Origin of the sequence: Candidatus Tisiphia endosymbiont of Parasteatoda lunata, assembly GCF_964030955.1 — a bacterium.
Lineage (GTDB): Bacteria > Pseudomonadota > Alphaproteobacteria > Rickettsiales > Rickettsiaceae > Tisiphia.
On record NZ_OZ035003.1, the window covers coordinates 1,485,679 to 1,510,591 of the forward strand.

Genomic DNA, 24,913 nt, shown 5'->3' on the forward strand with positions numbered 1-24,913 from the left:
GTTATACTATCGTCTACCCAACTCTTGAAATCATAGTAGTATATAATTTTGCTAAAGACAAATAATCTTGCGATGATAAATTTTCAGATCGAGAAGAATTATCAATCTTTAATTGAGACAACAAATCTTCTATGTGCGGGGTTAGTTTCTTCAAAGATGATTTAATCATTTTACGACGTTCACTAAAGGCTAGTTTGGTAATTAGTTCAACTTTCCCAATTAGTTCAAGTGTTAATGGATTATTAAAAGGCACAAGTCTAACTATTGCAGAGTGGACTTTTGGTGCAGGGTAGAAAGCTTGCGGATTAACATCAAAGCATTTTTCAACTGAACAAAGTAACTGACATATTATTGATAATCTGCCATAAGATTTTGTCCCAACTTTACCACATATTCGCTCTACAACCTCTCTTTGCAGCATTAAAGTCATACTACTTATTAAGTATGATTTTTTTAACCATTTTATGACTAACTCTGTACCTATTCGGTAAGGTAAATTTGAAATAATAGTTATTTTATCATGTGTTTTGTCATGACTTAAGGTTGATAGATCAAATTTAGAAGCATCTGAATGAATAATATGTAGATTAGGGTATAACTCTCTTATTTCCGTCAGTAACGGTATGCATCTAGCGTCAGTTTCAACCACAGTTAAAGATTTAGGGTTGTAAGAAAGGATAGCTCTAGTGAGTCCGGCTGTACCAGGACCAACTTCTAATATAGAGTCATTTTCTCGGAGACCGCTTACACGAACTATTTTATCACATAGACTACTATCAAAAATGAAATTCTGACCATATTTCTTAATAGGAACAATACCATGTTGGCTAGCATGCTTGGCGATTGAAGGTAGTGTACTCGGATTATTCGAGTATATCACAAAGGTAGCATTATTTTGATATAGGCTTTCTTACGCATATCCTCAAAGTATTTTTGGGCTTTTTGTGACATTTTTTTATTGGTCAGAAGATTTACTACATAATTATTTTCATCTAGAGTAATATTAACTATCTTTTTATTACACATTAAGATTAACTTAAACCCATCTTGCATCTCGAAAACACTACTTTTCTCTCCTGTATTTAAATCCTTGAGAATTGTTTGTAGCGTAGAATCTAGAGTACTTAAATTTTGATTGACTATCTCTAACGTAGAAAAATCTTTATATAAAGATTCTTTGATATCGTGACAATTTGTAAGGCGTTTTTGTAACCCATACATCTTTTTCAAAGTTTTATCCTGTTTATCTTTTGAAGTAAAGATTTGAGCCGATACTTCTGCATCTTTTGAATTAGTCGCTAATATTATAGCATCAACTTCTTTTGCACTAATAGCAACTGATCTAGAAATACTAGATAAAATATTCATTTTGATAATTTCAGCACCAATCTGAGATTTAAAACTATTAATATCTACAGATTTACTCTTCAAAAGTTGCATTAATTGTCCTTTTGCCATTTTATTACGTTGCTCAATAGTCTCTATAGACTCATTTAACTCACTATCAGAACTTTTTTTACCGTTTACAGACTGATAAAGCAATAAATCATCAATCACGCTGTTAATTGCCATCTTGTCAAGTTGCTTATCTGTTTGAGAATCAGGATTGTTAATATTGTTAAGTGCCATGATCATGTGTTTTCTAGCTAAAAATTCATGTAATGTAATTGGCTCATTATTAACTAATGCAACTATATTGGATAATTCTGCTTTCGCTATAGCTAGGTTAAAAACGATAGCAACTAAACAAAATAACTTCTTCATAATTTTAGACTCACATATTTAATATTTTTAAACCTATAGAAATAGTAGGTACAGCAGAATTCTTTTTTATTCCCCTACTACCATCTTCCGTGTAGTTGTCTGAAAGTTTTCCGGCTATTCTAACACAATCATTTAAGTATGTCACTTGGATACTCTTAGAAAGAACATTTAGTTTGCTTTTTGGCCAATTTACTCTCATATCATAGACAACTGACCAATTTTCTGTTAATTGATAAGTGAGATTATAGTAGAATTGCTTTATTTTCTCATCAGTTAATTTATCTGTAAAATAATATTTCTGTAAATTTGAAATCTGAACCAATCCAGCAGTTAACTGAATTTTCTTAGAGTTAAGACTTCCACCTAATTCATCTCTAATTGGATCAAAATTTCTACTTTTTCTAAATCTATAGAATAGCTCTATCTTATCAGAAAAACTACTAGCAATTCTACCAACATTTTCGATACTATTAATAGAGTTAGTATTAATAGTAGTGTTATAGGTTTGTCCTAGAAATAAACTTGTATAATTCTCCTCCGATAGTATAGAAGAATTAACCCCATAACTTAATCTATTGCCAAATTCATGATAATCTATACCACTATAACGATTCGAATTGAATATATTATTTTCTGATAGTTCATATTTTGATGGATCAATAAAGGAAAATTTCTTATTATAATTATGTCTACGTCCAATAGTCACGGATATAATTGGTTCTACAAACAGGCTAGTTTTATCAAAAATTGTTCCAGCTAATGGATAACTCCAAATATTTTGGATTTCAGGTATATTTCTAGTTAGAACATGATTAGTCCTAGAATCATTTAGATATAGGTGATTAATAAAATATACATCTGATCTATTCCGTAAGGTAACATTAAATAAATGACCTGCCTCAGTTAAAAAATTATTATCCACTGCCAGTTGTAATGTAACTCGACCTAGTTCCTTTCCGCTTCTTTCTTTATAAATTAATGCATTATTCTCTACAACTAAGTTACTAGTTTCTTCGTCATTTAGAGGTATAACATTCTTAGTTCTAACCTTGGGGAAAATTAATGGATTCGTACTACTAGAATCATTTATTCCCAATCCCTCAAAATATATTCCTTCCGTCAATAAGTAATTATAATTATTGACATGCTCTAAATATAACTTAGACATCAAATACGAAGTATAATTGTTATAGTAATTTTTTAAATAAGCTTTATCAGAAGTACGTTGTAACCTAAATCCATATCTATAATCGTTTTTGATAAAATTACCATTGCTTAATAGATAATATGAGTTCACCTTACGGTTTTTTATCGTTACATCACCATCCTTTATGGAATATGGCACTTTACCATAATTAGCGTCTAAAGATATATAATCAGTTTTATTCGGTTTGTAACGAGCTTCTAGTTCAAGAATTTTATATATAATATTATGCTTTTGCCAAAAAATCCTAGGGGTTAGAGTAAAGTCTAGATTAGGTTTAGTTCTATAATATAGCGGTATTCCCAAAGCATTATCCCGCACTCTAGGTATCAATATTCCCGATTCTGCCGAAGCCTTAGGTGTTGGATGAGAAAAATATGGTATATACAAGATTGGTACACCATATACCTCAAAAAATAGGTGATTATAAACCATTTTATTCTTATTAAGATATATCTCAGTATTTTTTGCAGAAACTTGCCAAATAGGTTTTTGGTTACATAGTATTTTGCATGGAGTAAAGGTACTATTATGCAGACGAAAAACATCTTCATTTACTCTTTCTGCTAGTTTTGATACTAATAGTGTATTATCACCAAAATATAAAATAAAATCTGAGATTATCCCTGCCTTTAGTTTGTCTTTTAATATGACAAGATCTCCTAGAATAACTCTATTTTGCTGATCTTTAATTCTAATATCACCTTCAGCCCAAAGTTTATCTTGCCCTATATCATAAATCAAAGAATTAGCTGTTAGGAAGTAATTATCCAATATAACTTGAACATCACCTTTAGCATAAATAAACTGTTCTTTTTGGTTATATTCAATATAATCCGCTGCTATAAAGCTAAATTGTTTGTTCATCTCTTGCTTATCAGCTATTGCAAAACCAAAAACCGATAACAAAGTAATAATAATCAATATATTGCAGAAAACTCGCATTAAAGATAACTTTTGAAGTGAGGGGGTATGTAAAATGCAGTCATTTAGTATCATAGTACTATATAACCAAGTGTGCAAGTTTAAGTATATAATAGTCCTCGATGTTCTAAGAGTGATGTTATCCCAGCGTAGGTAGCGGGATCTAAAAATGTTGATAGTCTTCCCAGCTGGTTTTTTAGACCTCTACTTTCGCAGGGGTGACAGCGAAGACTGGGATAACACCGAGGCTGCTTAAGTTAACAAAACTTGAACGCTTAATTATATACTAAATTTGATATATTTATACGATAATTCGACGTTAAATAGTAGTAATTTTTAAAATTAGGCTGCAAGCTTGTAAAGTAAGAGATATAACCTTCAATTTACTTTCTATATCATCTAGCCTTTCAGGTTATTTTTTGAATCTCCACTATAGCTCAGATGATATCAGTAGTAGTTAAACTTAAGTTTTATATTAATTATTGACTGCGATTTTTAAACCGCCATGATAAAATAATACTTGACTAAATTAGTAGGGTATTATATAGTAATGTTATTATAGTGGAGTTGTTTGTATGCAATTAACTACAAAGGGGCGATATGCTGTAATGGCTATTTTAGAAATCGCATCGCAAATGTTGGATATACCTGTTACCTTGGCTGAAATTTCGGTGAAACAAAATATACCGGTCAACTACTTGGAGCAAATTTTTGCAAAGCTTAAGAAAGCTAATATAGTTAGATCAGCGAAAGGTCCAAAAGGTGGTTACATCATTAATGAAAAATTAAATAATATCAAGATTACTGATATTATTGATGCGGTAGATGAGAATATTGAAATGACAAGATGTTTAAGAAAATCTCAGAATAGTTGCGTACCTAATAAAGTAAAATGTAACGCTCATCATTTATGGTTAGGTTTAAGTAAGCATATAAGGAACTATTTTGACACCATCTCTGTAGCTGACATGCTAGCTGATACACTAGATTAGCTCTAAAAGTTTTTGAAAATTATTTTAACTTATGTATTAGTGGACGAATAAATTATGTTATATATATGTTATATTTAGACCATAATTCCACTACTAACGTTCATCCTAAGGTTAAGGAACTTATGAAGGATTTGCTCGAAGAAGCATATAATCCGTCTTCTATTCATACCAAAGGGCGTTATGCTCGGAGTTTAGTGGAAATAGCTAGGCAGCAGGTCGCGAAATCTGTTGGCATTGATATAAATTCTAGGGAATATCAGGTAATTTTTACTTCCTCTGGCACAGAGAGTAATAATTTACTGATGAGTAATTATTATGATGGAGAAATTTTTGTTTCTGGCATAGAGCATTTATCGATTTTTGATCACACTAAATATCGAGATAATATTAAAATTATCCGTGTTGATAGTGATGGCATTGTTGATATTGACCATTTAGAGCAATTATTATTGGCAAGTCTAGCTAGTAAGAAACTAGTTTCTGTGATGTTGGCTAATAATGAAAGCGGTGTTGTACAAAATATACAACAGCTAGTTAAAACTGCCAAAAAATATAGTGCGGTATTTCATAGTGATTGCGTACAAGCAGTCGGTAAAATACCGGTCAATATTAAAGAATTAGCAGTTGATTTTGCTACTATATCGGCTCATAAATTAGGGGGAATGCAGGGAAGTAGTGCTTTAATTGTCAAGGCAGGACATACGCTTAAAGCGATGATGATTGGTGGAGGGCAAGAGAGAAATATTAGATCAGGTACAGAAAATGTGCTAGCAATCGCTTCGTTTGGGCTTGCATCATCAATAGCTGCTAATGAGGTGGAAGATAGATATAATAAAATGAAGAAATTACAAACATATTTGGAGCAAAATTTACTCAACTATAAAAATGTAAAAATAGTGTCAAAAAATGTTGAAAGACTACCTAATACTACCTTGATGATTGTGTCCAAAACTGATGCACAAACCAAGTTGATAGCTTTTGATTTACGGGGCATAGCGGTTAGTTCCGGTTCTGCCTGTTCATCAGGGAAAGTTGGTAAATCACATGTATTATCTTCTATGGGATTTAGTGAGGATGATGCTAGGTCTTCGATTAGGGTGAGTTTTGATTATCAACAAACTATTGAAGATGTTGTGACATTTGTTAAAGCGTTTGAAGAAGTGTACTCAAATGGATAAATTAGAAGAATTAAGACAAAAAGTAAAATTAAGTGGTAAATCACTACCGATTTATATGGATTATCAATCGACAACTCCTATGGATTCGAGGGTCTTGGAATGTATGTTGCCATATTTTACCACTAAGTTTGGTAATCCGCACTCTAGGAGTCATTCTTTTGGCTGGGAAGCCGAAGAGGCTGTGGAAAAGTCAAGAGAACAAATAGCAAAGCTTATTGGTGCAGATCCTAAAGAAATTATTTTTACTTCTGGAGCTACGGAGTCTAATAATTTAGCAATAAAAGGTATTGCTAAATTCTATGGTAGTAAAAAAAATCACATAGTGACAGTGATAAGTGAACATAAATGCGTTTTAGATGCTTGTCGGCATTTAGAAAATGAAGGTTTTAAGGTAACATATTTGCCAATTCAGCCAAGTGGTTTGATTGATTTACAACAATTAAGAGATGCAATAACTGACCAAACTATGTTGGTATCAGTGATGGCGGTAAATAATGAAATAGGTGTCATCCAACCAATTAAAGAAATTGGTAAAATTTGTCGGGAATTAGGGGTATTTTTTCATTCAGATATTGCCCAAGGATATGGTAAAATTCCTATAGATGTTAATGATTGTAACATTGATCTGGCAAGTATTTCCGGGCATAAAATTTATGGTCCCAAAGGTATTGGAGCTTTATATGTAAGGAAAAAACCTAGGGTACGGTTGGTGCCAATTTTAAATGGCGGTGGACAGGAAAGAGGCATGCGTTCTGGAACTCTACCAACTCCTTTAATTGTTGGACTAGGTAGCGCTAGCGAATTGGCTGTATCTGAAATGGCAAAAGATGCTAAACATGTAGAAGGGCTTTTTGATAGATTTTATAATAATATTACTAAACAAATTGCTGATGTCTATTTAAATGGTGATATGAATATGAGATATAAGGGAAATCTAAATTTAAGTTTTGCTTATGTGGAAGGTGAGTCGATGATATTGGCTATTAAAGATTTAGCCGTTTCATCTGGTTCGGCTTGTACCTCATCTTCGCTAGAACCGTCATACGTGTTAAGAGCTATGGGAGTTGATGAAGAAATGGCACATACATCGATTAGGTTTGGTATTGGTAGATTTACCACTAAAGAAGAAATCGATTATGCTGCAGTGTTAATAGCGTCAAAAATTAATAAATTAAGAGAACTAAGCCCTCTTTGGGAGATGGTTCAAGAAGGAATTAATTTAAAGTAAATCAAGTGGGCAATGCATTAATGGATATATTGTATTAATAATAATTAACTAAAAATATGGAAGAATAATGAAAGAATTGGAAGGATATTTAGAGAAGGAAAAGGGTATTGTTGATCTAACTGGATATAAGTGTGAAAATTGGAAGATAGAAGATTTAATACAGCTTATACAGGACAACCAAAGTGTTACAATACTGAAATTAGCGGATACTGATATTTCATGTGAAGATTTACAGCTGTTGATTCAGAGTGGTGCATTAAATGATATTACGGAGTTGGATTTAAGTAATAATCAACTTGCGTATGATGATATGAGTGTTATACCATTCAATAAGCAATTTTTAAGTAAAGTGACTATTATTAGATTATGTAATAATTGCATGGAAAATGATGATGTGGAGGTCATAGTAAAATCTAATTTGGTGCAGCAGCTTACCAATCTTGACTTAAGTGGTAACGAGATTGAAGATGCAGGGGCAGAATATATAGCAAATGCTGATTTTGAGAATTTAATAGAGCTTAATTTAGCAAGTAATTCGATAGGTGATGAAGGGAGTACAGCTATATTAACCTATAGTGGCTTATCAAATCTTAAGGTACTTAATCTATCTTTCAACGCTATTACTGATCAAACGATGGAGGATATAAAAAAATATTATAATAACGATGATGGATTAAATGAGTTACAGGAGCTTTATATTGGTGCTAACTCTATTACTGCAAAAGGAGTGAGAGATTTAGTAAATACTGACGACTGCTTTGCAAATCTTCATACATTATCATTTGATAATGCTGATTGTGAAGATGAGTTTATTGGTGATGAAGGGGTTAAAGCCATAGTGAACTCAGAAGGATTTCCTAATCTTACTAATTTGTCATTCGCTGCACAAGAGATAACTGATACAGGGGATGAATATATTGCAGAATCTGAGAATTTAAAAAATCTTAAAGTTCTAGATATACAAGGTAATAATATTTATGATGACGGAATAAGAGATATAATAACATCTAAGAATTTACCAGAACTTAAGAAGTTGTGTTTTGCTGGTAATACTGTATATCCGCTTATGGTTATGAAGGTCAAAAAATGGGGTGTTGATAATGATATAGAGACTTCATTTGATGACAATCTAGATAAGTTGTTAGAAGCTATATATAATAAAACATTATCGTTAATAGATATTATATTTACATTATGTGAGGTTAAGGTTGAGATTAAAGATGAATGTACAGAGGGAAAGAAGATTGTTAAACCAGGAATAAAATATGCTCAACATATTTTAAACGATTCTGAGCAATATCCTTTGGACATTAATGATAAAGATAGTCAGGGGCGTTCATTTGATGACCTTGATACTCAATGTTCATATCTTCATATGTACTTAATTAACAGATTTCCTGATCATGCATTCCCTTGTGGTGATCATACAGATATTGACAGGCAACTATCTACTGAGCTACTAGGAAGTACCATAAGTGATTATGCAGAACATTAATAAAGAGGCAATAAAATGGCATATAGTCTAAAAGTACTAGATCACTATGAGAATCCTCGTAATGTAGGGTCATTAGATAAAAATGATGCATATGTTGGAACAGGTCTCGTGGGAGCTCCTGCCTGTGGTGATGTAATGAAGCTACAAATTAAAGTTAGTGAGGATGGAATTATTACAGATGCCAAATTTAAAACATTTGGTTGTGGTTCTGCTATTGCTTCAAGCTCCTTAGTAACTGAATGGGTTAAGGGTAAATCCCTTGATGAGGCTGGTAGTATAAAAAATACTGAAATAGCTAAGGAATTATCTTTGCCACCAGTAAAACTCCATTGTTCTTTATTGGCAGAAGATGCCATAAAAGCGGCAATAGCTGATTATAGAACTAAAAAACCATAAGTAGCTATTATGAAAAATGTTATGTCATTGACTGATGCAGCAGCCCAGCAAATAAAGAGACTGATAGACAAACGTAATAAACCATCTTTTGGTATTAGGGTTGGGGTAAAATCTGGTGGTTGTTCTGGTCTATCTTATTACGTAGAATATGCGGATAACAAGAATAAGTTTGATGAGGTGATAGAAGATAAAGGTGTACGAATATTAATTGACCCAAAAGCTCTGATGTATATCCTAGCAAGTGAAATGGATTATGTAGAAGATAAGTTTAAATCCGGGTTTACTTTTAATAACCCAAACGAAAAAGGTAGTTGTGGATGTGGAAAATCGTTTAATATATAAGAAAATATTTCTGTTTTTATAAAAAATGCCGTAAAACCCCATATGTCTTTAGCGTGTAGAATGTAAGACGTTACTCACCTTGAGTTTCAATATATCTCGAATTCGCGTAATTTAATTCTAAGTGGCAGCAAAACGGCTCATTCTTAACACTGGTTCTTATATGAAACATAAACACTCTACAAAAGCGTCTACAAGTGTTAGCTTATTAGCTAGTAGTTCAGTACATGACTCTAGTATTAAACAACAACAATTTGATGATAAATTACAAGCAATTTTAAATAGCTCTTTAGGTACGAGTAAAATAGGAAATTTTATAGTCAATCATATTTTATGTTCCTTTGATGCAACTAATATAACTAATGGAGAAAAAATAAAATATATAAAGATTCTAGAGGAATTTGTATCAAAGTTTGTTCAAGAAATGAATAAGAATTCAATGGAACAATTAAAATTTTGGATACAATTATATAATCTTGTATTAATTCGTGAGCATTTAAAGAAGGGCGAGGAAAGTGTTATCAAAATATTAAAAAAATTGCTCGCTTTTTTCATGATAAAAAGTCTGATAATCACCAAGAAACTTATCAAAGTTGGAACATTTCTGACGAAGTATCATATACAACAAAGAATAAAGATGTTGTAGTACGTCTTAGTAAGAAACATAATAATTATGCTAGCATTGACCCTGAACTGTTAGGATCATTAGAGATATCCGAGCAGCAACAATTTACCACTGCTTTAAAGAAAGGTATAGTAAAAAATCCTAACCTTAATGGGGTTAAAATGATTAGGCTCATGTTTTCTAGAACTTAAAATAAATGCAGATGCTCGGTTATACGCCAGCAAAATTTATGAAAATGATAATGGGGCTGTTTTAGTGTTTTTGATAAAAAAACTGATCATGATGGCATAAAAAGGGCATTGCGTGCTGAGAATATTGAGTGTATAAAAGTTTTTGGGGGTGTAGATCATAGTACACAGATAGAAGATTATCCTTTAAAGTGTGATGTTTTTCCGAAAGATTATTCCATGTATGAGGAAGTGAGCTGCATGGGAGATATTTAAATGCTTCACTAATTAAATCGATTTGTTGTATGAATTATTTGCTAAATATAAATTCGAGGATTGGTATTACATACTATTGAGCTTAAATTGCTTCCCATAATACTTAACAAAATGTTATTAAATCATGAACGAAAAAAACAAAAATGTTTATTAAAAGGAAGAACATTTTAAAAGCAAGTGCAATATCTATGATATTTGTGATTAGCTTTGTTATATTAACAAATATATTGGTACGTCGTTGTATCGTATACCTGCAGCAAAACTGCATAACTTTATCTAATGTTTTTGCTAGTATGAATTTTTTATACATTTGGGTTTCATACTATGCAAATACCATCAATTACTATTGAGCAAGTAGCTCAGCAATTTAAAGCCTGGCGTCAAACTAAAACTAATAAGTTTGATCCTATACCAAACCATCTAAAGGAATTAGTTTACCAATTACTCCATCATTATTCTTACCAAGAGATAGCTAAACATCTTAATATTAATAAAGCAACAATCAGTTCAATTAAAAAAGCCCATGAGCCTACCCTCAAAACTTCTCCTGTCTCAACTTCAAATCAAGCTCTACAACAAAATATTAATTTTCTCCCATTTCAACTATTAAATTCTATAGATACCGATCCTGTAGCTGCCCCCAAACAAAATCACTATATTTGTCACATTATTAAACCAAATGGTACCAAACTTATTATCCAAACACTAGAACCAAAAACCATAATTCAGACATTTTTATGCTGCAACTAACCCCGGCGTCAGTTATTTTTGTTGCCACTATTGCCATCGATTTTCGCAAGGGTATCGATGGCTTAATCGCTGTTTGTAGACAAAAACTTTCTTCTGACCCTCTTAATGGTTCCTTGTTTTTATTCTATAATAAAAACAGAACTGCCATTAAAATTTTGTCCTTTGACGGTCAAGGCTTTTGGCTATGCTCTAAACGCCTATCCAAAGGTAAATTTACCGCAAAACTTTTCCCATCTGATAATTCATCTTATCAAATTTGTTATAGAACCTTACACATTCTTATTCATAATGGTGATCCTAGTTCTGCCAAATTCTCTAATGATTGGCTTCCTGTCGTTTAAGCTGCTGTCTCGATTAATTCCGTATTATTCATATATCTTGCATAGGCAAAAGGCGTATAATTCGCAGGACGCTTCTTTGCTTTGCTACTCTGCTCTTGTAGCCAATTTAAATATTTAAAGGCATTGATCTCGTTCTCACTACAAGTCTTTACTATACTATACAAACCACTATGTATCTCAGCACTATTGATTGTTTTAAAGAATAATGAATTCTTCCTTTGTAAAATAATGGTACGCAGTGATCTCTCAGCCCAATTATTATCAAGATTGCTAACTGGGATTTTTAAAAATTGGGTCAAACCTTCTTTATTATTTATCCAATATTTCATAGCTTGTCCAAGCCTACTATTAGGCTCAACTTTCTTGTCGTTAAATAATTCGTCTATTTTGTTATATATGTTTTCTATATATTTACTGCTATGTTCCTGATGATACCCAAGTTTTTCTTCAGGACTCATCTCTTTACATTGATGTTCATTGTGGTAAATCCCTCGTGTTTGTTTGAGAAAATATCCGCATTCTTCAGGGTAATATAGTTCATTCTCTGTAAATTTTCTCTGACCATGTGACAAACAATTGATCATCACTATTATTGCCAGTAATTCTTGATCTGCTTCTGATAATACCGGGTTATTATTGTTACTTGCGTCAGTCATTAATTGGATAGAATCTGTTCTATTCTTACGATTCTTTAGTACGTTACCTATATTTTCTCCACCATGCCTATTACCGGTAAAATATAAAACTATCACCTCATTATTTGCAGTCTTAGCACATATTGTAGTAGTATAACAGCTGCGTCCTTTCTTATTTTGAGTACGTAATTTCTTATTGGCTATAGTAATTTCTAAAATCCTAGCTCTAGTATCATCAAGGTTCAGTGAACTACATTCGGCAGCCATTTCCAATAATACCCCGTAAATTTCAGCTCCACCACCTTCTTGCCAAACATCTAAATATTGTTGCCAGAGCGAGCTATATGCCACAGGAACACCACTTAAACTTTGCAGCCTAGATAAACGGTAGAAAGGAGTACCATAGGTCTTTTGTAACACTATTGCACTTCTGCTACTATTTGTCCATTTGTTGATATTTTTATTGTCCCACTTTGGGAGAAAAACCCCGCACTTGCAGTGCGTCGTTTCAACATAAATTTTAAATATCTTATCAAGAAAAGATAAGATATTTTTTAACAAAATCTTACACTTCACAGATATATTCTTTTTGTGTTGTGACACTTTCTAAATGAGCCATACACAAATAGTTTCTAACTTTTAAGTTAACCTCAGTTTGATGCAAGATGAAGGTTGAGATTGTTTAATTTTCCAAAAGCTACAGAAATTTTATTAGGTTTGAAAACATAGGCAAGTAGCCCAGCTAATACATTAGTTTGAAAATTCATAACAGATCTATGCCTTGTATGGTCTATATGAAAAAGGTTTTTCAATTGATCATTAATGGTTTCAATAATGTGCCTTTTATTTAAAAACTGCTTTTTAATAGGATCTATTATTCTTTCTTTCATATTACTTTTAATTTTTGTTATTAGTTCTAAACCTTGATTAGCAAGGGATTGAGTGAGTTTTTTACTGATATACCCACGATCACCAAAAAGCCAGCCTTGTAATTTATCTACTAAATTTTCCACCACTGCTCTATCATCGACATTTCCAGGAGTTAAAGAAAAACTCATAATCTCTCCGCAACTGTTAATGACAATATGTAGCTTACAGCCAAAGAACCACCCAGTGGAAGTCTTACCTCTTTTTGCTATGTCTTTGAATACTTTATGTCTATTAATTCTTAAATTATGGCAAGCAGGAAGTTTAGTAGAGTCGATATAATATTGACCAGTTTGTTTTCCTGTTAGGCTTTTTAGCAGTAACACCATGGGCATGAAGCTCATTGGCATTAACTGAACAAAACGACTATAGCTCACAAGTTTTGGAAATTCCTTTCTATAACTTTGGCATAGGCAGCATAAATAAAAATCTTTAAAGGTACGGTAGTGACTCAAGTGAAACATTACTATAATAGTAATAATCTCTGAGAGTCCTATACTGCAGCCCACTTTACGCTTACGGTTAGGATTTGGTAATATATATTTATTTCGCTCCGTATCAAAATGCTTGCAAAAATCATCAATTAAGCAGAAAATCTCCGTAAGAGGGATCATAATATATTCTCCAATTTTGTCATTATTATTAGAGAACTTTATAATCCCTCCCTTCTTAATTTTCAAATGTTCTTTCTTACGTCAAACTCAGGTTAAGTTAGTATATACATGAGGCATTCATGCCGTAATATTAAGCTCTGCACTTGCAGTGCAGAGTGGTTAACTGTTCATAACTATATAATCACAAGCATTACAACGTAGCGTTTTCTTTACATATCTGTTGACTGTAATTGGAGCATTACCTGTAAATTGTAGCAATTTTCTAGCTTCACTATTATATAGTTTGCCATTACAACAGTGAGGACAGCTATCACCACTACAAAAATTCTCAGGAGTTAAATAGCTGGTATTCGCATCCTTATAATCATCAAACCCATATTTACCTTGCCAATTACTACGATCTATCTTTTTGGGCTTATCGCACTCTTCTTCATTACCACCATTCCCCTTATCAGATTCACTTGGCGGTTCTTTTAATGAATCTGAACTATCTTTTTTTTGTTATCTGCCTTAAAACCAATCAGCATTTCCTTAAGCTTATTTATACTGATATTTGATGATGCTAGCTTGTCTATTAGCTCATTACAAAATTTCACAAGTTCTACTATCGTTTGCTGGAAACTGGACTGATTTTTCAAGACAAATTTTTCACTAATTTTGTTTCCCATTTTACATAATTTTTAAGCTGCATTTTGTAAGTAATCAAGATACACGTTCATCGGTTTTTTATAACCAATACTTGAATGGAATCTTTGATTGTTATATTTATCCATGTATTTATCAATACCATCTTTAAGTTCTGCGATATTTTTAAAATCATTTATAAATATACAATTATATTTTAAAGTTCTAAAAAATCTTTCAATCACAATATTATCAATGCTTCTACCCTTACCGTTCATTGAGATTTGTATATTATTCTCTTTTAGAATTCCCGTATGCTCATGTCCAGTATATTGACTACCCTGATCACTATTGAATATTTGTGGTGCAGGGTATTTATTCAGTGCATCTTTTAATACATCGGTTACAAGTGATGCATCCATAGAATTAGATACTTTATAACTTAGTATTGCCTTACTATGCCAATCTATAATCGCCACAAGATACATAAATCCTCCGTTAGTTCTAATATAAGTAATGTCACCACTCCACACTTGATTAACATAAGGTACATGAATAGTTCTATTCGTTCCTGATTTGTGCCAGTACGGCTCAAGCAAATAGCTATAAATTTTATGTTGACCATCCTTCACAGAAGTAGATTGCTTTTTATGAGGATGAATAGCTTCTATACCCATTATTCCCATATATTTAAGCACCCTATCTCTGCCCACATTAAAGCCGTCTTCCAATAATTGTTTGTATATATAACGATAACCATACTCAGGGTTATCCGTATATATTTCATCTATTCTATTTAAAATATCAAGATTATATAAGCTCATTACTTTAGCTTTATAATATACTCCAGATCTGCTTATCTTTAATAGTTCACATTGCCTTGTCTTTGCTAACGTACTCAGCTTGGGGTCGACAAGACTTTTCTTATTTGATAAGTCCAAGCTGTTTAGCTTTCCCACCGCCCAGTCCCTCTCGACTGTAGCCTTACCTAATGCTTTTGCAAGTTCATCGTTTTGATTCTTAAGTTCACTAATCTGCCCTTTGTACTCACTAACAGCTTTTGCTGGCTCAAATGCCAATGACGCATTATCTAAAAATTGTCGTTTCCAGTTTTGCATAGTTTTAGCCGTTACTTCATATTTGACCGATAACTGACCTATTGTTGATTCTTCTTTTAACATCTCTAATACTATTTTAGTTTTTGCTTCTGCACTAAAATTTTTAATTTGTTTTTTACCCATTTGTTTCTCTTTAATTTTATTTATTATTCTATACTTATTGAGAAACAAAAATACCTGCTTCTTTGTCTAATTTTTTCAGTCCATTATATGGTTCGCAATTCAGTAAAGTATGTGTCATATAAAGATTTAAAAGAGGTCACATCAGATCTAAAACAAATTTATACAGCTAATAATGACGAAATGGCACGTTTAAAACTTCAGCAATTTGGTGTAAAATGGGATAAAAAATATCCGGTAATTTCTGATATTTGGCAACGTAATTGGTCTGGGATAATACCGTTTTTTGCCTTTCCTGAAGAGATCAGAAAGGTAATTTATACTACTAACACTATAGAATCTGTAAATCGTCAAATTAGAAAAATTATCAAAAATAAGGGGGTGTTTCCAGATGATAAGTCAATTCAAAAAATAATATTTTTATCCCTACAAAATGCAGCCAAAAAATGGACCATGCCTATTAAAGATTGGTCTTTAGCTTTAAATCAATTTGAAATACTTTGTGGAGATTTTAAATATGATTTATTGGAAAATAAAAAATGAACTTACACAAATTAAATGATTGACTCAAAAACTGCTTTTTAATAGGATCTATTATTCTTTCTTTCATATTACTTTTAATTTTTGTTATTAGTTCTAAACCTTGATTAGCAAGGGATTGAGTGAGTTTTTTACTGATATACCCACGATCACCAAAAAGCCAGCCTTGTAATTTATCTACTAAATTTTCCACCACTGCTCTATCATCGACATTTCCAGGAGTTAAAGAAAAACTCATAATCTCTCCGCAACTGTTAATGACAATATGTAGCTTACAGCCAAAGAACCACCCAGTGGAAGTCTTACCTCTTTTTGCTATGTCTTTGAATACTTTATGTCTATTAATTCTTAAATTATGGCAAGCAGGAAGTTTAGTAGAGTCGATATAATATTGACCAGTTTGTTTTCCTGTTAGGCTTTTTAGCAGTAACACCATGGGCATGAAGCTCATTGGCATTAACTGAACAAAACGACTATAGCTCACAAGTTTTGGAAATTCCTTTCTATAACTTTGGCATAGGCAGCATAAATAAAAATCTTTAAAGGTACGGTAGTGACTCAAGTGAAACATTACTATAATAGTAATAATCTCTGAGAGTCCTATACTGCAGCCCACTTTACGCTTACGGTTAGGATTTGGTAATATATATTTATTGTCCCACTTTGGGAGAAAAACCCCGCACTTGCAGTGCGTCGTTTCAACATAAATTTTAAATATCTTATCAAGAAAAGATAAGATATTTTTTTAACAAAATCTTACACTTCACAGATATATTCTTTTTGTGTTGTGACACTTTTTAAATGAACCATACACAAATAGTTTCTAACTTTTAAGTTAGTACATACATGAGGCATTCATGCCGTAATATTAAGCTCTGCACTTGCAGTGCAGAGTGGTTAACTTCGCTCCGTATCAAAATGCTTGCAAAAATCATCAATTAAGCAGAAAATCTCCGTAAGAGGGATCATAATATATTCTCCAATTTTGTCATTATTATTAGAGAACTTTATAATCCCTCCCTTCTTAATTTTCAAATGTTCTTTCTTACGTCAAACTCAGGTTTTAATAGGTACATTTTTAGAGTATTTTGATCTGATGCTGTATATTCATTTAGCAATTCTGTTAAATGATCTATTTTTTCCTAAGACTGACCCCCACGCTGCTTCACTCCTCGCTGCTTTAACTTTTTGTTTGACCTATATATTCAGACCTGTTGGTGCTTTGATTTTTGGTTATATCGGAGATATATGTTGGTTATAAAGCAACAATCATTATAACAACGTTTATCATGTCTATTTCATGTATTACTATAGCTAATTTACCTGTTTATGACCAAATAGGTATTGTCTCTACTTGGATAATTATCATATGTCGAATTCTGCAAGGTATATCATCCTTAGGAGAAATAGTAGGTACAGAACTTTTTCTGACTGAAATGACCAAGCCACCCATTCAATATCCGGTTGTCGCACTAGTTTCAGTTTGTACGATCATCGGAGGAATGGCAGCACTTGGTATACCATCTTTTAGTACGTCATTTGGAATCAGTTGGCGTATGGCTTTTTGGGCAGGTGCATTAATTGCTGCTGTTGGAGTAATGGCTAGGACAATGCTGAAAGAAACACCAAAATTGCTAAGGCAAAGATCAGTAGTGGATAATTCTATTGAGCCTACAAAATTTAATATGACAACAATGTTAGCTTACTTCTTAATACAGTGTGGATGGCCTATATGCTTCTATTTTGCCTATATCCATTGTAGTGGCATTTTAAAAAACTCTTTTGGTTATTCGTCGGAGGCAGTAATTCATCATAATTTTATTGTCCCACTTTGGGAGAAAAACCCCGCACTTGCAGTGCGTCGTTTCAACATAAATTTTAAATATCTTATCAAGAAAAGATAAGAATGAATCATACAGATATTTTTTAACAAAATCTTACACTTCACAGATATATTCTTTTTGTGTTGTGACACTTTCTAAATGAGCCATACACAAATAGTTTCTAACTTTTAAGTTAGTACATACATTAGGCATTCATGCCGTAATATTAAGCTCTGCACTTGCAGTGCAGAGTGGTTAACTCTTTCGATGTTATCTTTGGTTGGCTATTCAATCTTTGCTTATTCAAGTTATAAAATATACCCATTAAGAATTCTTAAGATAAGACTAGTAATATTTTGTATTTTTGTTATTAGTTGTCCTTATTTACTAGACCATTATAAAACCCCCTTTGTCATATTGCTAATTCAATTCATTACTGTGGTATTTGGTTTCTACTCCATGCCAGCTGATACAATTTTTTTCCGACATATTCCTATTTTTAGACGATGTACTCACGTTAGTTTGTCTTTCGCTTTGTCTCGTACTTTAATGCACATTATTGCTTCTTTTGGTCTTGTTTACCTAATAGAATATTTTGGTAATTATTAGTTATTATGATTCCAATAACCCTAGGGTTTGCTTTTGCCATCTATCACTTTGAAAAGTTAGAGAAGCAAGCTGGTTTTATTAATCCATAGACCTTACGCATGATTTTTCTAAGATATCGGGTATCTTGTAACGTGTTAAGCGTTTCTACTATTTTTCTCATATAAACCTCTTATTATCTGAATACTAGTTTCGAGAGGTAATTTTGTGGTCACAATCCCTCTACCATAGCTAGTTAAGAAAAAGAGACCTATTATAGCACTAAATTATGACCTTATCCCAATTGACATAATACCGATACTAGAGTTAACGATAGCTGCACATAAGGCGTATAAATATCCCCTCTTTAAATTATTCGAGTATACTGCAAAAACTTGAAGAGTTGGTAAACCAATTTTCAAGTTTTTGGGTAAAAAATAACCTAATTTTCTCTAGCACTAACCCATTGATAGGAGCTGCGATCACTAAACACTTGTCGTAAGAATTGGTTATTCAGAGCATGACTAGTTTTATAACCCGTGATGTCAGATATTAGATGACCTCCTGTAGTATATAAATCTCCGAACAGATCGAGAAGTTTGTGCCGTACAAATTCATCTTTATATCTAAGTCCATCGTGGTTTATTATAATATCTTGATCTATACCTATAGCGTTATCGAGAGATGCACCACGTGCTAAGCCCTTGCTTTTTAAATATTCAAGTTCATGGATAAATCCAAAAGTTCTAGCATCAGCAATGTTATTCTTGAAAGACTCATTCTCTGAGAAGACTAAATTTTGCTTGCCAATAGCTTTGCTAGCAAAATCTATTGTCATATCAACTGTCATGCTATGAGCAGGGTTAGCTACTAACTCGCAATCTCTGTGAATTGCCCTAATTTCTTTTAAGATTTTTAGGTATTTCTTTGGAGCATTTTGTAATTGTCTACCAGCACATTCTATCATAAAGACGAATGGTTTACTGCTACCATCCATTATCGGGATTTCAGGACCATCGATTTCAATTATTAAATTATCGATTCCACATCCCCAAAGAGCTGCCATTAAATGTTCTATAGTTGAAACATAAATATTATGTTCATTTTTTATGGTAGTAGATAAAGAAGTTTCTGAAACATTTAAACAACTAGCTTGAATAAAATTTATCTCTTGCCTTACATCAGTTCTGACAAAAACAATACCGGTATTTTCTACAGCTGGTCTTAAAGTCATCTGAGTAATGTTACCGGAATGAACGCCTACACCATAACAACTTACTGGGTTTAGTATTGATACTTGCATTGGTTAATTTTGCTAACATTTTAGAAATTCAACTTATTTTAATGCCTTAAACAATTACATGCAAGTTACATTATGTTACAAAATATTTCATCAATCTATATACTGCTCGTAAATGAAGAGTTGATAGACGATAGAATTAAAATCATGGTAGTAGTGTGACTAGTTGTACGTGAGCATGCGAATCCATGATATTTCCAAAAAACAATTCGTAGGAACAGAAGAGTATACCTTACTCTGTTGAGTCTGGAAGTCTGTTCTTCAGTATAAAAGGTAGTTGTAGTAAAAAGAAAATGATCGTTATAGGTATTGCTCCAAATATTTTAAATATAACCCATGTAGATTCTGCAAAATTACGCCATATTATTTCATTTAACACTGCCATAAACAGTAAAAAACCAGCAGATCTATAGCTTAAAATATTCCAGTTCTTATCTTCAAGTTGGACAAAATGATTAAACATATATTTCAAAAAGGTCTTATTTCTTATGGCACTGATAAAAAATGTACTACTAAAAATTACATATAGAATAGTTGGTTTGATTTTGATATACATAGAGTTACCACTAATCAAAACTATACTAGCTGAGACTAACAACACTCCAGAAGATACTAAGGAGGATTTGGAAACTTTGCCTTCTATAAGATAACACAGACTAATACAAATAATTGAAGTAATAAGTATATATAACGTCGCACTTTGTATACTACCGCCATAAAAATAGCCAATAAAAAAAGCTATAAGCGGAGCAACTTCTGATAAAAAATTAATCATAAATAGTTTTATTTCTCTGTTACTACTTTTGTGTGTCTGATTTTTATTTGTATTAAGATATTAATTAAACCTAGAGTGCAAACATAAAAAACAACTTGTAATCCGTTAGGTCTAGCAATATATCCAGTAATCATTTTTAGGAATTTACCATAGATACTTCTGTCAGAAATGAGCCAAGAGCTATCCCAAAGGTGGTCGGATAAAATAGTAATAATCCCTGAAGAACTCAATATACCAGCAGCTTCTGCTGCAAAACCACTAGCAACAAGCATTAATAAAATGGAAGATATACGAAATATATATTGTTGGTTTACTATTTTTATTAAACCTAAATAGATAATGACACCCAAAGTTAGACCACTGACTATACCAATAATTAATCCTAATAGATAGCTATTACTGTCAATAATTTCGACTGAAGAAATACTATAAACTAATATAATAATTTCCATTCCTTCTCGAAGAATAGTTGCCGCAACAATCAGTACTAGCATTATATAACTACTATCACCGCTACTAATTTTTACAGACAAATCATTAAGATTTTGTTTTATCTTAATACCATAACCTTGCATCCATACTATAGTCCAACCAATTAATGCAACTGTTAACAAAATAACTCCAGAGTTAAATATCTCATCACCTAGACCACTAAATGCTACGGTTATACTACGAGTAAAGAAAGCGAATAACGCAGCAGAAACTGTACCAAGCATGACTCCAGCAATTATATAAATTCTAGATTTTTCTAATTGTTTTGTCACAGCAAGTATTACACCAAGCAACAAAGCTATTTCTAAGCATTCCCTGAATACCACTAATGCTATTTTAAACATCTAAACCTAAATAAATTTAATTAACAATGAGAGACCCTTGTGCTGTCTCTTGATGAAAGTCTCCAAAAAAATCATATTTACCTGGGGCTAAAGGGGCAAGGATGATATTTATAGAGTCATTTGGCATAATAATCTTTTCTCGGTGCAGATCATGACTCTCAAACTCTTCTACTGTACTATCTTGGTTGTGTATAGTAAAACGAATCTTCTTACCACTTTCTACTCTAATAATATTTGGCTCAAATCTATGATTCTTTATAACCGTTACAATTTCTACTATATTAGTATCTACATCATTCTTAGATGTGCTTTTATGATTAATTGCAAAAATTATTATACCTATCAATAGAATAATACCTCCAAAAAATTGAAGGATAGTTTTTTTCCCATAGTTTTAACTTGAAAGCTTTATTAAAGTTACAAAATACACCAATACAATCATAGCTACAAGCACATATAACAGAGTGTAGTTTTTTTGTTTTTTATGGTTCTTTATTTTTTTGGATAAATTCATAAGCACCTTCCCTATATTATACAATATATTAGATTTCCACTAAGTCATCAAGAATCAAATATTTTTTATAACAATTACTTTGTTTCTCCTCTAACCAATTAATGATTAAACTGAACAAGATTCTAGAATTAGCTATTGATAAAATGATAAAATCTTGTATACATAGTATCTGTACAATGGGTGAAGATTAATTGACAACCAAGTAAATAATAGTGTCTATAAGTTCAAATTTTCTACAATTTTTTATGTTAGACAATGTTGCTAAGATTTTTTTAAGTTTTAGTCATGATATAGTTATTATCCCATTACTGATACTAGGCTATATTTGGTTAGAGCAAAAAGTGTTTTTTAATGCAATATGTTTAATATTAATAAGTATGTTATTTAATTTTGCTCTAAAAATTACATTTCAAGTACCACTATCCACTCATATTGGTAAACAAGGCTTTGCTTTCCCAAGTGGTCATATGCAGTCTTCAGTTGTTTTGTATGGTTGGCTGATGACAAAAACACAAAGCCGTATATGTAAAATTCTTATAACTGGCTTGCTATTTGGAATAGGAGTGAGTTTAGTCTATTTTGGCTATCATAATTATTTTGATATTCTAGGAGCCATATTTTTTGGTTCTTTATTAATAGCCTTTTATACATTTCTTGCAAGCACAAAAAAGCAAATATTGCCAGCAATTTTATTGACTTTTACTACATTTTTGATGTTGTACATTGCATCTATACATAAGGTAGAAGAACATCTATATATGGCATATTACGCTCTTATTGGAGTAATATTTTCTGAAAACATTTTTACAAAAAAAATAACAATTATAAATCTACGAAGCAAAATATCAGCAACAATACTATGTTTTTTCATGCTCTTTATAGTCAAAATGCTTTTTACAATTGGTTATATCTCCTCTTTACCATTAGCTATCAGGCAAATACAATGGGCTATAATCGGATTTTGTATCCCAGCATCAGTTTTTATTGCAAACTATATTAATCATTATAAGCGTTCTTTCCATGATAGATTCTAGTTGGATTGTAGAAATAAGAACAGATTTTCTAACAACCATATTTAAGTTATTTCCATTTTTTGCTAGTGATTACTTTTATATTACCATTACTGCTTTAGGATATTGGTTAAATCCATCGGCATTATTATTTAGATCATTAGGATTTTTAATACCTTTTTGTACTTTACTTAATTGCTTGTTAAAGAATTTATTGTCCCACTTTGGGAGAAAAACCCCGCACTTGCAGTGCGTCGTTTCAACATAAATTTTAAATATCTTATCAAGAAAAGATAAGAATGAATCATACAGATATTTTTTAACAAAATCTTACACTTCACAGATATATTCTTTTTGTGTTGTGACACTTTCTAAATGAGCCATACACAAATAGTTTCTAACTTTTAAGTTAGTACATACATGAGGCATTCATGCCGTAATATTAAGCTCTGCACTTGCAGTGCAGAGTGGTTAACTTAAAATATCGCGTCCTGACATATCTTTACATTTAATATCTGTGTATAATCCTTTTGGCTTTCCTAGTAGTGATGTTCAAGTGGCAACTACTTTTTGGCTAGCAATCTTTTTAAGTCTTAAAAATAGTCCTTTCAAGTATTTATGCTTACTGCCAATAATTGGTATTGGTCTTTCAAGAGTATATCTTGGTGTTCATAGTATATATGATGTAATTGGTGGTTTGATATTTGTATTTTGTGTTTTACATATATGGAAAACATATTTAGAAAGAGCATTGCTTGTAGAAGTGTTTCAACATAGTTGCAAAAAATTTTGGTTTTTACTTGCTATAATAATTTCACTATACACCATAGTGTCTCAATCTTTACCATGGCCACCTATGATACCGACGGCAATAGGAGCTCTCATTGGCTTTGGGTTATCCTTACGATGGATAAAAATCAGGCAGTTGGTCTAACAGCACAAAATTAGTATTCCAACTGCTCTAATATCCCTAGCCATTTTAATTGGCATAGCAAAATTCATACCTACTGTAAAAATAAACATTTTTATAGTCACCTTTTTGGTTAAAACCCCCAGCTTCAGCTGGGAAAGACTTCAGTCCTTGTTCTAATATTTCAATTCACTATAACTTGAATATATGATATTTTAATATACATGAAGAGCTTGCTCTTATGTATATTAAAATATCATATATGACAGATTATAACAAGACTAGCCACACTGTATTTTACCATCGCTTTCATGTTGTTTGGATCACTAAATATCGCTACAAAAGTATTGCAGGGTAACTTATAAGAATTAGGATCAGAGAGATAGCACAGGCATTAGTAATATCTCTTTAGAGTAATAGCGACTTCCAGTCTAGATATCAACCCACCAGCTTCAGCTGGTTGTTATTGAGTTTCTATTGTAGTATTATATTAAAATATAGTTTTCTTGTTTTTGGAATTTTTGTATTAATTCCTAGTACTATCTCTAAGATCACTAGGTCTAGTTAACCACTCTGCACTGCAAGTGCAGAGCTTAATATTACGGCATGAATGCCTCATGTATGTACTAACTTAAAAGTTAGAAACTATTTGTGTATGGCTCATTTAGAAAGTGTCACAACACAAAAAGAATATATCTGTGAAGTGTAAGATTTTGTTAAAAAATATCTGTATGATTCATTCTTATCTTTTCTTGATAAGATATTTAAAATTTATGTTGAAACGACGCACTGCAAGTGCGGGGTTTTTCTCCCAAAGTGGGACAATAAAATTGATATATTAGACTTCTTTCGAAACTAGACAATGATGTAGAATGGTGTTATAAATATCTGATTTGAAGTAAT

28 protein-coding genes and 1 pseudogene are annotated in these 24,913 nt (G+C 32.0%); 14 read left to right on the plus strand and 15 right to left on the minus strand.

Features of this window, described 5'->3' with window-relative positions:
- Nucleotides 1–13 precede the first annotated feature (13 nt).
- From rsmA to AAHN00_RS09250, 3 genes are read right to left on the minus strand one after another with little or no spacing between them, the layout of a single operon-like run.
- Nucleotides 14–877, minus strand: a complete 864-nt coding sequence (rsmA, locus tag AAHN00_RS09240; protein ID WP_342272632.1) for a 16S rRNA (adenine(1518)-N(6)/adenine(1519)-N(6))-dimethyltransferase RsmA — start codon at nt 875–877, stop codon at nt 14–16.
- A complete protein-coding gene (locus AAHN00_RS09245; protein ID WP_342271090.1) occupies nt 877–1,764 on the minus strand; it encodes a SurA N-terminal domain-containing protein in 888 nt (295 codons plus the stop codon). The genes rsmA and AAHN00_RS09245 overlap by 1 nt, the downstream gene beginning before the upstream one ends.
- Nucleotides 1,765–1,774: 10 nt before the next feature.
- Nucleotides 1,775–3,913: an LPS-assembly protein LptD gene (locus AAHN00_RS09250; protein ID WP_342272633.1), complete on the minus strand. Its 2,139-nt coding sequence runs from the start codon at nt 3,911–3,913 to the stop codon at nt 1,775–1,777.
- A 554-nt stretch (nt 3,914–4,467) separates the two neighbouring features.
- Between AAHN00_RS09250 and AAHN00_RS09255 the strand changes: the two genes are divergently transcribed.
- From AAHN00_RS09255 to tnpB, 9 genes are all read left to right on the plus strand, one after another.
- Nucleotides 4,468–4,884 carry an Rrf2 family transcriptional regulator gene (locus AAHN00_RS09255; protein WP_342271091.1) on the plus strand — a complete coding sequence of 139 codons (417 nt, stop codon included), beginning with the start codon at nt 4,468–4,470 and terminating at the stop codon, nt 4,882–4,884.
- A 65-nt stretch (nt 4,885–4,949) separates the two neighbouring features.
- On the plus strand, nt 4,950–6,062 hold the full coding sequence (locus tag AAHN00_RS09260; RefSeq protein WP_342271092.1) for a cysteine desulfurase family protein: 1,113 nt from the start codon (nt 4,950–4,952) through the stop codon (nt 6,060–6,062).
- Nucleotides 6,055–7,290, plus strand: coding sequence for an IscS subfamily cysteine desulfurase (locus AAHN00_RS09265; protein WP_342271093.1), 1,236 nt, complete (start codon nt 6,055–6,057; stop codon nt 7,288–7,290). The genes AAHN00_RS09260 and AAHN00_RS09265 overlap by 8 nt, the downstream gene beginning before the upstream one ends.
- 67 nt (nt 7,291–7,357) lie before the next feature.
- Nucleotides 7,358–8,785, plus strand: coding sequence for a hypothetical protein (locus AAHN00_RS09270; protein WP_342271094.1), 1,428 nt, complete (start codon nt 7,358–7,360; stop codon nt 8,783–8,785).
- A 15-nt stretch (nt 8,786–8,800) separates the two neighbouring features.
- A complete protein-coding gene (iscU, locus tag AAHN00_RS09275; protein WP_342271095.1) occupies nt 8,801–9,181 on the plus strand; it encodes a Fe-S cluster assembly scaffold IscU in 381 nt (126 codons plus the stop codon).
- A gap of 9 nt (nt 9,182–9,190) precedes the next feature.
- The gene (locus AAHN00_RS09280; RefSeq protein WP_342271096.1) at nt 9,191–9,523 is read left to right on the plus strand and encodes an iron-sulfur cluster assembly accessory protein; all 333 of its coding nucleotides are present in this window, start codon (nt 9,191–9,193) and stop codon (nt 9,521–9,523) included.
- Between the two features lie 121 nt (nt 9,524–9,644).
- Nucleotides 9,645–10,166 (plus strand): hypothetical protein, encoded by a 522-nt coding sequence (locus AAHN00_RS09285; protein WP_342271097.1) that lies wholly within the window; start codon nt 9,645–9,647, stop codon nt 10,164–10,166.
- A 746-nt stretch (nt 10,167–10,912) separates the two neighbouring features.
- The gene (locus AAHN00_RS09290; protein ID WP_342271098.1) at nt 10,913–11,338 is read left to right on the plus strand and encodes a hypothetical protein; all 426 of its coding nucleotides are present in this window, start codon (nt 10,913–10,915) and stop codon (nt 11,336–11,338) included.
- Complete coding sequence (tnpB, locus tag AAHN00_RS09295) at nt 11,326–11,679, plus strand: IS66 family insertion sequence element accessory protein TnpB (RefSeq protein WP_341752109.1); 354 nt, start codon at nt 11,326–11,328, stop codon at nt 11,677–11,679. Before AAHN00_RS09290 ends, tnpB begins: the two co-directional genes overlap by 13 nt.
- Here the strand turns inward: tnpB and AAHN00_RS09300 are convergent.
- The 4 genes from AAHN00_RS09300 to AAHN00_RS09315 form a co-directional block, all read right to left on the minus strand.
- Complete coding sequence (locus AAHN00_RS09300; RefSeq protein WP_342271099.1) at nt 11,676–12,917, minus strand: IS66 family transposase; 1,242 nt, start codon at nt 12,915–12,917, stop codon at nt 11,676–11,678. The genes tnpB and AAHN00_RS09300 overlap by 4 nt on opposite strands.
- A gap of 47 nt (nt 12,918–12,964) precedes the next feature.
- The gene (locus AAHN00_RS09305; protein WP_342270939.1) at nt 12,965–13,855 is read right to left on the minus strand and encodes an IS982 family transposase; all 891 of its coding nucleotides are present in this window, start codon (nt 13,853–13,855) and stop codon (nt 12,965–12,967) included.
- Nucleotides 13,856–14,328: 473 nt separating this feature from the next.
- Nucleotides 14,329–14,523 carry a hypothetical protein gene (locus AAHN00_RS09310; protein ID WP_342271100.1) on the minus strand — a complete coding sequence of 65 codons (195 nt, stop codon included), beginning with the start codon at nt 14,521–14,523 and terminating at the stop codon, nt 14,329–14,331.
- A gap of 12 nt (nt 14,524–14,535) precedes the next feature.
- The gene (locus tag AAHN00_RS09315) at nt 14,536–15,720 is read right to left on the minus strand and encodes an IS3 family transposase (RefSeq protein ID WP_342270912.1); all 1,185 of its coding nucleotides are present in this window, start codon (nt 15,718–15,720) and stop codon (nt 14,536–14,538) included.
- Between the two features lie 87 nt (nt 15,721–15,807).
- On the opposite strand from AAHN00_RS09315, the gene AAHN00_RS09320 reads away from it, so the two are divergent.
- Complete coding sequence (locus AAHN00_RS09320; protein WP_342271101.1) at nt 15,808–16,260, plus strand: transposase; 453 nt, start codon at nt 15,808–15,810, stop codon at nt 16,258–16,260.
- Here the strand turns inward: AAHN00_RS09320 and AAHN00_RS09325 are convergent.
- The gene (locus AAHN00_RS09325; protein ID WP_342271102.1) at nt 16,229–16,873 is read right to left on the minus strand and encodes an IS982 family transposase; all 645 of its coding nucleotides are present in this window, start codon (nt 16,871–16,873) and stop codon (nt 16,229–16,231) included. The genes AAHN00_RS09320 and AAHN00_RS09325 overlap by 32 nt on opposite strands.
- Nucleotides 16,858–16,983, minus strand: coding sequence for a hypothetical protein (locus AAHN00_RS09330; protein ID WP_342271103.1), 126 nt, complete (start codon nt 16,981–16,983; stop codon nt 16,858–16,860). The genes AAHN00_RS09325 and AAHN00_RS09330 overlap by 16 nt, the downstream gene beginning before the upstream one ends.
- Before the next feature lie 563 nt (nt 16,984–17,546).
- Between AAHN00_RS09330 and AAHN00_RS15130 the strand changes: the two are divergent.
- Nucleotides 17,547–17,990 (plus strand): annotated as a pseudogene (locus tag AAHN00_RS15130) (MFS transporter); the annotation flags it as partial.
- A gap of 77 nt (nt 17,991–18,067) precedes the next feature.
- Here AAHN00_RS15130 and AAHN00_RS09335 read toward each other — a convergent pair.
- The 5 genes from AAHN00_RS09335 to AAHN00_RS09355 form a co-directional block, all read right to left on the minus strand.
- Nucleotides 18,068–18,232, minus strand: coding sequence for a hypothetical protein (locus tag AAHN00_RS09335; protein WP_342271104.1), 165 nt, complete (start codon nt 18,230–18,232; stop codon nt 18,068–18,070).
- Between the two features lie 875 nt (nt 18,233–19,107).
- Complete coding sequence (lpxC, locus tag AAHN00_RS09340; protein ID WP_342271105.1) at nt 19,108–19,968, minus strand: UDP-3-O-acyl-N-acetylglucosamine deacetylase; 861 nt, start codon at nt 19,966–19,968, stop codon at nt 19,108–19,110.
- Nucleotides 19,969–20,197: 229 nt separating this feature from the next.
- The gene (locus AAHN00_RS09345) at nt 20,198–20,740 is read right to left on the minus strand and encodes a septation protein A (RefSeq protein ID WP_342271106.1); all 543 of its coding nucleotides are present in this window, start codon (nt 20,738–20,740) and stop codon (nt 20,198–20,200) included.
- A gap of 8 nt (nt 20,741–20,748) precedes the next feature.
- Nucleotides 20,749–21,576, minus strand: a complete 828-nt coding sequence (locus tag AAHN00_RS09350) for an FTR1 family protein (protein ID WP_342271107.1) — start codon at nt 21,574–21,576, stop codon at nt 20,749–20,751.
- 16 nt (nt 21,577–21,592) lie between these two features.
- Nucleotides 21,593–21,931, minus strand: a complete 339-nt coding sequence (locus tag AAHN00_RS09355; protein WP_342272634.1) for a cupredoxin domain-containing protein — start codon at nt 21,929–21,931, stop codon at nt 21,593–21,595.
- Between the two features lie 404 nt (nt 21,932–22,335).
- On the opposite strand from AAHN00_RS09355, the gene AAHN00_RS09360 reads away from it, so the two are divergent.
- Nucleotides 22,336–23,124, plus strand: a complete 789-nt coding sequence (locus tag AAHN00_RS09360; protein WP_342271108.1) for a phosphatase PAP2 family protein — start codon at nt 22,336–22,338, stop codon at nt 23,122–23,124.
- Between the two features lie 167 nt (nt 23,125–23,291).
- Here AAHN00_RS09360 and AAHN00_RS09365 read toward each other — a convergent pair whose 3' ends face one another.
- Nucleotides 23,292–23,468: a hypothetical protein gene (locus AAHN00_RS09365; RefSeq protein ID WP_342271109.1), complete on the minus strand. Its 177-nt coding sequence runs from the start codon at nt 23,466–23,468 to the stop codon at nt 23,292–23,294.
- A gap of 149 nt (nt 23,469–23,617) precedes the next feature.
- Between AAHN00_RS09365 and AAHN00_RS09370 the strand changes: the two genes are divergently transcribed.
- Complete coding sequence (locus AAHN00_RS09370) at nt 23,618–24,034, plus strand: phosphatase PAP2 family protein (protein WP_342271110.1); 417 nt, start codon at nt 23,618–23,620, stop codon at nt 24,032–24,034.
- Between the two features lie 647 nt (nt 24,035–24,681).
- Complete coding sequence (locus AAHN00_RS09375) at nt 24,682–24,852, plus strand: hypothetical protein (protein WP_342271111.1); 171 nt, start codon at nt 24,682–24,684, stop codon at nt 24,850–24,852.
- Nucleotides 24,853–24,913 lie beyond the last annotated feature (61 nt).